Annotated in this window: 9 protein-coding genes; 5 read left to right on the top strand and 4 right to left on the bottom strand. The window is 69.7% G+C overall.

The window, feature by feature from the left end:
• Nucleotides 1-483: 483 nt before the first annotated feature.
• Together ACM6LR_RS37795 and ACM6LR_RS37790 are read right to left on the bottom strand one after the other, a co-directional pair.
• The gene (locus ACM6LR_RS37795) at nt 484-1,752 is read right to left on the bottom strand and encodes an MFS transporter (RefSeq protein WP_414945497.1); all 1,269 of its coding nucleotides are present in this window, start codon (nt 1,750-1,752) and stop codon (nt 484-486) included.
• Nucleotides 1,749-2,312: an ArsR/SmtB family transcription factor gene (locus ACM6LR_RS37790; protein ID WP_414941596.1), complete on the bottom strand. Its 564-nt coding sequence runs from the start codon at nt 2,310-2,312 to the stop codon at nt 1,749-1,751. The genes ACM6LR_RS37795 and ACM6LR_RS37790 overlap by 4 nt, the downstream gene beginning before the upstream one ends.
• Before the next feature lie 80 nt (nt 2,313-2,392).
• On the opposite strand from ACM6LR_RS37790, the gene ACM6LR_RS37785 reads away from it, so the two are divergent.
• The 4 genes from ACM6LR_RS37785 to ACM6LR_RS37770 all read left to right on the top strand — a co-directional run bounded on the left by ACM6LR_RS37785 (nt 2,393) and on the right by ACM6LR_RS37770 (nt 7,387).
• Nucleotides 2,393-2,683: a GlsB/YeaQ/YmgE family stress response membrane protein gene (locus tag ACM6LR_RS37785; protein WP_414941595.1), complete on the top strand. Its 291-nt coding sequence runs from the start codon at nt 2,393-2,395 to the stop codon at nt 2,681-2,683.
• Between the two features lie 477 nt (nt 2,684-3,160).
• On the top strand, nt 3,161-3,889 hold the full coding sequence (locus ACM6LR_RS37780; protein ID WP_414941594.1) for a phosphatidylserine decarboxylase: 729 nt from the start codon (nt 3,161-3,163) through the stop codon (nt 3,887-3,889).
• Between the two features lie 3 nt (nt 3,890-3,892).
• Nucleotides 3,893-4,864: a CDP-diacylglycerol--serine O-phosphatidyltransferase gene (gene pssA, locus ACM6LR_RS37775; RefSeq protein WP_414945496.1), complete on the top strand. Its 972-nt coding sequence runs from the start codon at nt 3,893-3,895 to the stop codon at nt 4,862-4,864.
• A 243-nt stretch (nt 4,865-5,107) separates the two neighbouring features.
• Nucleotides 5,108-7,387, top strand: coding sequence for an AAA family ATPase (locus ACM6LR_RS37770; RefSeq protein ID WP_414945495.1), 2,280 nt, complete (start codon nt 5,108-5,110; stop codon nt 7,385-7,387).
• 53 nt (nt 7,388-7,440) lie between these two features.
• On the opposite strand, the gene ACM6LR_RS37765 is transcribed toward ACM6LR_RS37770, so the two are convergent.
• Together ACM6LR_RS37765 and ACM6LR_RS37760 are read right to left on the bottom strand one after the other, a co-directional pair.
• The gene (locus ACM6LR_RS37765) at nt 7,441-8,100 is read right to left on the bottom strand and encodes a LytR C-terminal domain-containing protein (RefSeq protein WP_414941591.1); all 660 of its coding nucleotides are present in this window, start codon (nt 8,098-8,100) and stop codon (nt 7,441-7,443) included.
• A complete protein-coding gene (locus ACM6LR_RS37760) occupies nt 8,097-8,408 on the bottom strand; it encodes a DUF3263 domain-containing protein (RefSeq protein ID WP_414941590.1) in 312 nt (103 codons plus the stop codon). The genes ACM6LR_RS37765 and ACM6LR_RS37760 overlap by 4 nt, the downstream gene beginning before the upstream one ends.
• Nucleotides 8,409-8,566: 158 nt before the next feature.
• On the opposite strand from ACM6LR_RS37760, the gene ACM6LR_RS37755 reads away from it, so the two are divergent.
• Nucleotides 8,567-9,139 carry a peptide deformylase gene (locus tag ACM6LR_RS37755; protein ID WP_414941589.1) on the top strand — a complete coding sequence of 191 codons (573 nt, stop codon included), beginning with the start codon at nt 8,567-8,569 and terminating at the stop codon, nt 9,137-9,139.
• Nucleotides 9,140-9,412: the final 273 nt, after the last annotated feature.

The following is a 9,412-nucleotide window of genomic DNA, read 5'->3' as shown; positions in this document are numbered from 1 at the left end:
CTGGCAACGCTTGGGCCGGTCCGCGAAGGCCTCCTTGCCTACCCTCAAGGTCAGGGTCCCGGCAAAGTCGCGCAACTGCCGTACGGTGTCGCGAAAGCCACTTTCGGGACCTCTGACGTCGCGAAAGTGGCTTTCGCGACACCGGGGGCGGCCGCGCTTGCCGTCCGAACCACCCTTCGGTCGTGAGTGGCAATTCGGGTCAGGGCGGACCGGCAGTTGCTTATCCACGCGTGATCAGCCCGACGGCGCAGGGCCTCGAACCTTGATCGACGGAGGATTGAGGACACTCAACGTCCCCGATCCTCCGTCGATCAAGGTCAACTTCATCGAGTGGGGAGGATGACACCGCTTCAGCCAGTAGGCAAAACAGGTCGGGTAAAACCTGAATCGCCACTCACGACCCGCTTGACCAGCTCCGCGACTTTGCCGGGACCCTGACCCTCAAGGTAAGGAAGGAGGCCTCCACCACGCACCGGAGCGCGTTTAGCCCGCTGAACGCGACGCGGCCGGGAAGTCGCGGCACCGGCCGATCGGCGTGAACAGCAGGGCGGCGACGGCGACGACTTCGAGCCCGGCCATCAGCCACAACGTCTGCCGCACGCCGGCGGTCTCACCGAGGATCCCGCCGAGCAGGCCGCCGAGCGCGATCGCGCCGAAGCTGAGCACGGACATGCTCGCGGTGACCCTGCCGAACATCGCCGCCGGGATGTAGCGCTGCTTGAACGTGGCGTTGAGGACGTTCGAGCCGACCACCCCGGCGCTGAGCGAGAACCCCGCGGCGACGAAGAAAGCGAGCCCCCAGCCGCCCTGCGCGAGCGGCCCCAGCAGCATCATCAGCGCCCCGAAGGCCTCACAGAGCACGAAGGCTCGCGCGGTGCCGATGCGTGCGGCGAGTTTGCCCGACAACGCGGCACCGAAAACGCCGCCAACGCCGGCGAGCGCGAGCACCAGTCCGACGGCACCCGGCCCCACCCCCAGATCGCGGGCGAGGAACACGACCTCGATCGACTGGTAACCCATGAGCGCGACGTTCGAGACCGCGCCGAAGACCGCGAACACGCGCAGGAACCGGTCGCGGAGGACGAAATCGAGGCCCTCGCGGATCTCGTCCCGCAGTCGCGTCCGCGTCGTGACCACGCGTCGTGGTTCGCGGTAGCGGATGGATCGCAGGCACAGCAAGGAGATCCCGAAACTGGCGGCGTCGGCGAGCACCCCGGCGACGGCGCCGAATCCCTGGGCCAGCAGACCGGCGAGCCCGGGTCCGCCGATCTGCGCGGCGGACTCGCTGCCCTGCAGTTTCTCGTTGGCCTCCTGGAGCTCCTCCTTGGAGACCAGTAAAGGCAGATAGGCGCGGTAGGCGACGTTGAAGAACACCTTCGCGACACCGCCCGCCAGAGCGACGACGATCAAGTGGGTCATCGTGAGCAGCCCGAACCAAGCGGCGACCGGGACGCTGAGGAACACCAGCATCGAGAAGGTGTTGCACACCAGCATGATCGGCCGTTTCGGCCAGCGGTCGACCCACGCGCCGGCGGGCAGGCCGATGAGCAGCCACGGCACCCAGGCGGCCGCGGTCAGCAGCCCGACCGCGAACGTGCTCGCCTCCAGGGTGACCACCGCGACGAGCGGCAGCGCGACGAGCGGCAGCGCGACGACGGCGATGGAACTGCCGAGCACACTGGTCGTTTCGCCGGTCCACAACAGCCGGAAATCACGTGAGCGCAGCAATCCGCCGCGTTCGCGGACGCTCACGGCCGGGCCGGGGCGGCTCGGGTGGCGAAGAACACCGGCCTGCGTTCCTGGCCGTCGTCCGGCTGTTCGCGGTCGCTGTACTCCCGGACCAGCGCCTGGATCCGGCCCTCGATCTCGGCCATTTCCGTGACCGACAGCTTCATCCAGCTGTCGGTCACGAAGGCGGCCCGGTGCCACTGCTCGGGATAGGTCTCCCGTTCAGCGAACCATTGCCGCGCCATGGAGACCTGACGTTCGAGGGCGAGGGATTCGGCGGCGGCCGCGACCGGGTCGTCCGGGAAGTCCGACGGGGACCAGGAAACCGCGTACCCGACGCGCCGCCACCAGCGCTCACGCCGGTCACGCGCGAGTTCGGGCGCCTCCTCGACGAGGTCGCTGGCGGCCAGCACCTTCAGGTGGTGACTGACGTTCCCGACGGCCTGCCCGGTCCGCTCGGCGAGTACGGACGCGGTACACGGGCCGTCGAGGCGGAGGACGTCGAGCAGGCGGCGCCGCAGCGGATGCGACATCGCGGCGAGCACCTTCGAGTCGTGGACTTCATGCACTTCGCGATCGGCCATAACGCACAACAGTAGTTGCACAAGAGTTCTTGCACAAGCCTTCTTGTGCGCTACTCCATTCGCGTCGGTAACCTCGTGGCATGGGTTTCTTCTCGTGGATCGTGTTCGGCGCCATCGCCGGATGGCTGGCCAACGTCGCGGTGGGCGGCCCGGACCGCCGGGGCGGCTGCCTGTTCAGCATCCTGATCGGTGTGCTCGGCGCGGCGCTGGGCGGTTTCATCTACCGCCTCGCGACGGGCACCGCGCGGAACTTCGAGTTCGACTTCCCCAGCTTCGGCGTCGCCATCCTCGGCTCGATCGTGCTGCTCGCCCTGCTGCGACTGGTGCGCGGCTCCGGGCGACGCGATTCTCAGCCGCCCCATCGCCGGTGACCACTGGGGTAACCGTTGGTAACGGTTGACTCGCGACGGGTGATCACGGGCGTCCGGCGAACTAAGGTGGAACTTTCGCTCAGTTCCAGCGGCCGCGGCCGGGTGCATATGCCGTCGGGGGGCATATGCACCCGGCCGCTCGCGCCTCGGCGATCACCGAGACGGCGCGGACGGGGTCGACGAGCGAAGGCATCGGCGCCGCCGAAATGTCCCTCTTCCAGGCTCGGAACAACTCGGCGAGACGCTCGCCTGCGGGGTCCGGACTGGCGGGCATGCACGGGTCCTCACGGTCGGCGATCGGCATCAACTACCTAGAGTTATCGGATATTTCCACCTACCGTTACCGCGATGTGGCCCCTCCCACCCGGACCGGGGAAACCCTTCCGGGGGAGGCCACGGCCCGGCCCCGGACAGGGCGGTAGCGTGGTGGCTCCTCATGCCCCAACCCCCCGACACGAACTGCGGTGAACCCGACCAATGAGCGGCAACCGGCCGGAAGCCACTGGTAACCCACTCGCGCACGCCGTGAAGCTGGCGCGCGAGACCGTTCCGCCGATGCACCCGGCCGGCAGGCCGTTCGTGTTCGGCGGTCTCGCCGCGACGCTGGTGCTGCGGAGGTTCTCCAAGCGCCTCGGCGTCGTCGGCGCGCTCGCGACGGCCGCCACGGCCGCGTTCTTCCGTGAGCCCAAGCGCGTCCCGCCCGCCCAGTCCGGCCTCGCGGTCGCGTCGGCGGACGGTCTGGTCTCGCTGATCGAAGAGGCCGTGCCGCCGCCCGAGCTGGGGCTGCCCGCCGTGCCCCGGATGCGGGTGAGCGTGTTCCTGTCGGTGTTCGACGTGCACGTCCAGCGGATCCCGGCGTCGGGTGTGATCGAGCGGGTCGCCTACCGGCCCGGGAAGTTCCTGTCCGCGGACCTGGACAAGGCGAGCGAGGACAACGAGCGCAACTCCGTGCTCATGCGCACCGGAGACGGCCACGAGCTCGTCGTGGTGCAGATCGCCGGGCTGGTGGCCCGGCGCATCCTCTGTGAGATCCGCGAGGGTGACAAAGTCGGCGTCGGCTCGACGTACGGCATCATCCGCTTCGGCTCGCGAGTCGACCTGTACCTGCCGCCGGGCAGCAAGGTCCTCGTCTCGAAGGGCCAGCGCACGATCGGCGGCGAGACCCCGATCGCCGAGCTGCCCACGGCGCCGCACCCGGAAGGCTGATCCATGGTCCGTGTGACCACTCCCGGCGTCCGGCTGCTGCCGAACGCCATCACGGTGCTCGCCCTGTGCGCCGGTCTGTCGTCGGTACAGTTCGCGCTGATCGGCAACTATCCGATGGCGATCGCATCGATCGGGATCGCTGCGGTGCTCGACAGCCTGGACGGCCGGATCGCACGGCTGCTGGACGCGACGTCGAAGATGGGGCAGGAGCTCGACTCGCTGTCCGACGGCATCTCGTTCGGTGTCGCGCCCGCACTGGTGCTGTACGTCTGGCACGCCGAGGGCGCGCGGATCGGCTGGGTCGCGTCGCTGATCTTCGCGGTCTGCATGATCTTGCGGCTGGCGCGGTTCAACACGCTGATCGAGGACGCCGAACAGCCGCCGTACGCGGGTGAGTTCTTCGTCGGCGTGCCCGCGCCCGCCGGTGGTCTGCTGGCGATGCTGCCGCTGATCCTGGAACTGCAGTTCGGGCAGGGCTGGTGGTCGCACCAGTACGTGGTGTGGGTGTGGACGATCGCCGTGGCCGCGCTGCTGATCAGCCGGATCCCGACGCTTTCGCTGAAGACGGTGAGGGCGCCGGCGAAGGCGATCGCGCCGCTGCTGGTCGGGGTGGGCCTGCTGGCCGCCGCGATCATCCAGTTCCCACTGGTGGCGCTGGCGATCGCGCTGGTGCTGTACCTGGCGCACATCCCGTACTCGATGTACCGGCAACGCTGGCTCGCCAAGCACCCGGAAGCGTGGATGGCCCCGCCGCGGGAACGACGCGCGATCCGGCGTTCTTCGAGCCGCCGCCGTCTGGGCCTGCGTCCGCCGCTGCGGCGCGTGGTGGCCGGTGCCGCTCAACGCGTCCGGCTGCAGCGGGGCGAACAACACGTCGCGCGCGCTCCGCGCACCATCACCAGTGAGAAGGATCGGGACAACGGCCGCGGACCCCGTCGCCGCTCGTGGCGCCGGATCGGGTTGCGGAAGCGCTGAGCGCGCCGATCAGCAGGTCCAGCTGGAATTCGAAGTCCCGTGGGCAGTCGCCCTCCCGCATCGAGGGCGGCACTCGGTGCGGGGAAAGGCAGTTCCTCGGCGGTCACCAGCCGCTGAAACCGGGCGCAGACCGCTGCGTCGCGTAGACGACGCGGCGGGAGTTCCGGCCTGGCAAGCGGCCGCCACTCGAGCGGATCGCCCACTTCAACGGCTGGGCGGCCTGAGGCTGGATAGGGTGACAGGGTGAGCGCACCCCAGATCACGCTGACCGTCCGGCACACCCCGTCCGCCCTGGATTCCCGCCGCGGCGTCGTCCGGCTGCACCCCGAAGTCCTCGACGCGCTCGGCCTGATGGCCTGGGACGCGGTCCGCCTCACCGGCGCGCGGGTCAGCTCGGCGCTGGCCGCGCCTTCGGAAGCGGAGGGGATCCCGGGCGTGATCCTCGTCGACGACGTCACGATGTCGAACCTCGGCGTGACCGAGGGTTCGGAGGTGGTCGTCGCGCCGGCGGAGGTGTCGGCCGCGAAGACGGTCACCGTGTCGGGCTCGCGGATGGCCAGCGTGTCGCTCTCCCCGCACACCCTGCGGCTCGCCCTGATCGGCAAGGTGCTGACCGTCGGCGACGCGGTTTCCCTGCTTCCCCAGGATCTCGCGCCCGCACCCGGCTCCGACGTCTCCGCGGTCCGCGGCCAGCTCTCCCGCGCCATCGGCCTGACGTGGACGAACGAACTGCTCACCGTCACCGCCACCGAGCCGTCGGGCCCGGTCGCCGTCGGACCGTCCACTGTGGTCAGCTGGCGCGACGGCGCCCGCACCGGTGAGGCCACGCCCGCCGCCGCTCCGGCCCGCGCCGGGACGACCTTGGTGCGCAGCACCCCCTCGACCCCGCACGAGGACTTCATCGACGCCGAGATCGTCGAAGACGAAAAAAGCGACGAAGTGGCCGACGAATCCGTACCTCCCCTGTCCGACCTCGCCGGATCCGGATCGGCCGCGCGCAAGCTCGCCGAATGGTTCGACCTGGCCTTCCACCGCCCGGAGCTGCTGGCCAAACTCGGGACGTCGGCGCACCTCGGGGTCCTGCTGTCCGGGCCGGAAGGCGTCGGGAAGGCGACGCTGGTCCGCGCCGTGGCACAGGCTGAGAAGGTGCGGGTGGTGTCGCTCGCGGCGCCGAACATCGCCGTCCTCGACCCGAACGTGGCCGCCGCGCGGCTGCGTGAGGCGATCGAGCGGGCCACGAGCGACGAAGATCCCGCCGTCCTGCTGATCACCGACATCGACGCGCTGCTGCCAGCTTCCCAGCCGCCGCCGCTCGCGACGGTCGTCCTCGATGACCTGCGCAAGGCTTTGCGGAGCAAAGGTTTCGCCGTCATCGCCACCACCGGCCGGGCCGAGTCGACCGATCCGAGGCTGCGCGCGGCCGACCTGCTCGACCGCGAGCTCGGCCTGCCACTGCCGGACGCCAAAACCCGCACGGAACTGCTGCGTGTCCTGTTGCGCGACGCCCCGCTGGAGACCGGGGTCGACGTCGGCCCGATCGCCGAACGCACCCCCGGCTTCGTGGCCGCCGACCTCATCGCGCTCCGCCGCGACGCCGCCCTCCGCGCCGCGCTGCGGCAACGTGAGGCGGACGAGCCGCGGATCTCCCAGCAGGACCTGCTCGACGCGCTGACCACCGTCCGCCCGATCTCGATGTCCACTTCGGACAATCTGGCCACCGGCGGGCTCACCCTCGACGACGTCGGCAACATGGTCGACGTCAAGCAGTCGCTGACCGAGGCGGTGCTGTGGCCGCTGCGCTATCCGGATTCGTTCGCCCGCCTCGGCGTCGACCCGCCGCGTGGCGTGCTCCTGTACGGGCCGCCCGGCGGCGGCAAGACGTTCCTGGTCCGCGCGCTCGCGGGCACCGGCGCGCTGAACGTGTTCGCGGTCAAGGGCGCCGAACTGATGGACAAGTGGGTCGGCGAGTCCGAGCGGGCGGTGCGGGAACTCTTCCGGCGCGCCGCCGAGGCCGCGCCGTCGCTGATCTTCCTCGACGAGATCGACGCGCTCGCCCCGCGCCGCGGCCAGTCCTCGGACTCCGGCGTGTCGGACCGGGTCGTCGCGGCCCTGCTGACCGAATTGGACGGTGTCGAGCCGATGCGCGAGGTCGTCGTCCTCGGTGCGACGAACCGGCCGGAGCTGGTCGACCCGGCACTGCTGCGGCCGGGGCGGCTGGAGCGCCGCGTCTACGTCCCGCCGCCGGACGCGCACGCCCGAGAGGCGATCCTGGCCGCCAGCGCCAAGAACACGCCGCTCGCGTCCGATGTGGACTTGGCGGCGTACGCGACCACTTTGGACGGTTACTCGGCGGCGGACTGCGCGGCGCTGATCCGGGAGGCCGCGCTGACCGCGATGCGGGAGTCGCTGGAGGCCAAGGAGGTCACCGCCGCTCACTTGGCGAAGGCGGCCAAGGCGGTGCGGCCGTCACTCGACCCGGCACAGCTCGCGGCACTGGAGGCGTACGCGCGGAACCAGGCGTGAATACGTGAAAGGCCCTCTTCCTCGCAGTGGGAAGAGGGCCTTTCACGTATCGGCTAGGAGCCGTCCTTGTCGTTGGTGTTGTAGTCCTTGGTGAGGATGACAATCACACCCGGGGCCGCGTTTTGAATACCCTCGAACCTCGGCAGGGCTTGGATCCCGAACTCCAGCGCCAGCGCCTTCGCGGCGGCTTCCTCGTCGGTGCCCGGCCGGAAGTAGGCCGCGCTCTTCTCGAGCCTGCCCTGATGGGGGCCGATCTCGGTGACGTTCCAGCCGGAGGCGCGGAAGTCGTTCGCCCCCTTCTCGGCGAGGCCCTGGATCGTGCTGTTGTTGTAGACGCGGACGGTCACCCACTTGTGCGACGCCTGCTGATCGCCACCGGGCTGGCCCGGACCGGGCTGCCCCGGACCGGGCTGGCCGGTCTGCCCGGGCTGACCCGGCTGGCTCCCGGGTGGCGCGGAGCTCGCGGGCGCGCTCGACGGCGGGGCCGACGAGGCAGGCGGCGAACCGACCGGAGGCGAACCCGGCGCGGGAGACGACGGCGGGGTCGCGCCGTCCGAGGTCGTGGGCGTGGTGCCGGGCGGCGTGGCCGTGTCCGAATCACCGCCGCCGGTGGTCAGGGTGATTCCGCCGATCACGGCGGCGATCACAGCGACACCGACCAAGGCCAGTCCGGCGGCCTTCATCGGCCGGGACAGGCCCGAAAAGAGACTCATGAGAGATCGATCCCCAGTCGCCGGGCCGCGCGATTGCGCTGCCGGGCCGCTCGCGTCTTTCGCAGGCGCTTCACCAGCATCGGATCGGCCTGCATGGCTTCGGTCTTCTCGAGCAGCCGGTTCAGCAGCTGGTAATACCGCGTCGACGACATCGAGAAACGTTCACGGATGGCCTGTTCTTTCGCACCGGCGTACTTCCACCATTGCCGTTCGAAAGCGAGCATGTCGAGCTCGCGCTCGCCGAGGCCGTTCACGGTCTCCAACGGGGACGGCTGGTCGGGCTCAGCCATCGACTCCGCGGCGTCCATCCGACTCCTCGCAATCAGGTCAGTGCTCGGCGGGCGTGAAACCACAGGCTTGTCATTCCGCGGCGCCATTAGACCACGGATCCGGCGCCCGGCCTCGATATCGGCTTCGGCGCGTCATGGGTAAGGGTGTATCAGAAGGGTCCGACTAAACTGCGCGCGTGACCGTCCATCCCATCGTGATCGCCGGCGAGCCAGTGCTGCACAACCCGACTCGGGAGATCACCGAGTTCGACGACAAGCTGCGCACGCTCATCGACGACATGTTCGAGACCATGTACGCCGCCGAAGGGGTCGGCCTCGCGGCCAACCAGATCGGCCACGACCTGCGGGTCTTCGTCTACGACTGTCCCGACGACGAGGGCACGCGCCACAAGGGCGTCGTGGTGAACCCGAAGCTCGAGACGTCGGAAATCCCGGAGACGATGCCGGACCCGGACGACGACTGGGAAGGCTGCCTGTCGGCACCCGGTGAGTCGTACCCGACCGGACGCGCCTCGTGGGCGAAGGTCACCGGCTTCGACGTCGAAGGTAACCCGATCGAGGTGGAGGGCCGCGGCTACCTCGCGCGCTGCCTGCAACACGAGACCGATCACCTGGACGGCTTCCTCTACCTCGACCGGCTGGTCGGACGCCACGCTCGGGCGGCGAAGAAGATGCTGAAAGCGAACAAGTGGGGCGTTCCGGGCAACTCCTGGCTGCCCGAAGCCCAACCCGAACCCGCCGACGACTGACCTCCACGTGTGAGCCCTTTCGGTTCGGCAGCGGCCGAGGCTGTCACTGCCCGCAGGTCCGTGAAGGACTCCTTGAGGGACCCAGGGTCCCTCAAAGGCCCCCTCACCCAGCCCGGAACAGCAACTCTGACCCCAGCCACCCACCAGCCACACCGGCGGCGCGCGAAGGTCCCCTTCCGCGGCTCAGCCGAGGGAACTCGACCTTCGCACCTTCCCCAAGTACATGAAGGCCCCCTTCCTTGCGCTAGGCGTAGGCAGGGGGCCTTCATGTAC

It is taken from the genome of Amycolatopsis sp. cmx-11-32 (genome assembly GCF_047608695.1).
GTDB lineage: Bacteria > Actinomycetota > Actinomycetes > Mycobacteriales > Pseudonocardiaceae > Amycolatopsis.
Note: the sequence above shows the minus strand (reverse complement) of the source record. Positions and strands in the feature narration are given on the sequence as shown.

Bases quoted from the DNA above. Each gene is read 5' to 3' on its own strand.
- ACM6LR_RS37790 (WP_414941596.1), bottom strand. From the start codon at position 2,312: ATGGCCGATCGCGAAGTGCATGAAGTCCACGACTCGAAGGTGCTCGCC.
- ACM6LR_RS37785 (WP_414941595.1), top strand. From the start codon at position 2,393: ATGGGTTTCTTCTCGTGGATCGTGTTCGGCGCCATCGCCGGATGGCTG.
- ACM6LR_RS37780 (WP_414941594.1), top strand. From the start codon at position 3,161: ATGAGCGGCAACCGGCCGGAAGCCACTGGTAACCCACTCGCGCACGCC.
- pssA (WP_414945496.1), top strand. From the start codon at position 3,893: ATGGTCCGTGTGACCACTCCCGGCGTCCGGCTGCTGCCGAACGCCATC.
- ACM6LR_RS37765 (WP_414941591.1), bottom strand. From the start codon at position 8,100: ATGAGTCTCTTTTCGGGCCTGTCCCGGCCGATGAAGGCCGCCGGACTG.
- ACM6LR_RS37760 (WP_414941590.1), bottom strand. From the start codon at position 8,408: ATGGACGCCGCGGAGTCGATGGCTGAGCCCGACCAGCCGTCCCCGTTG.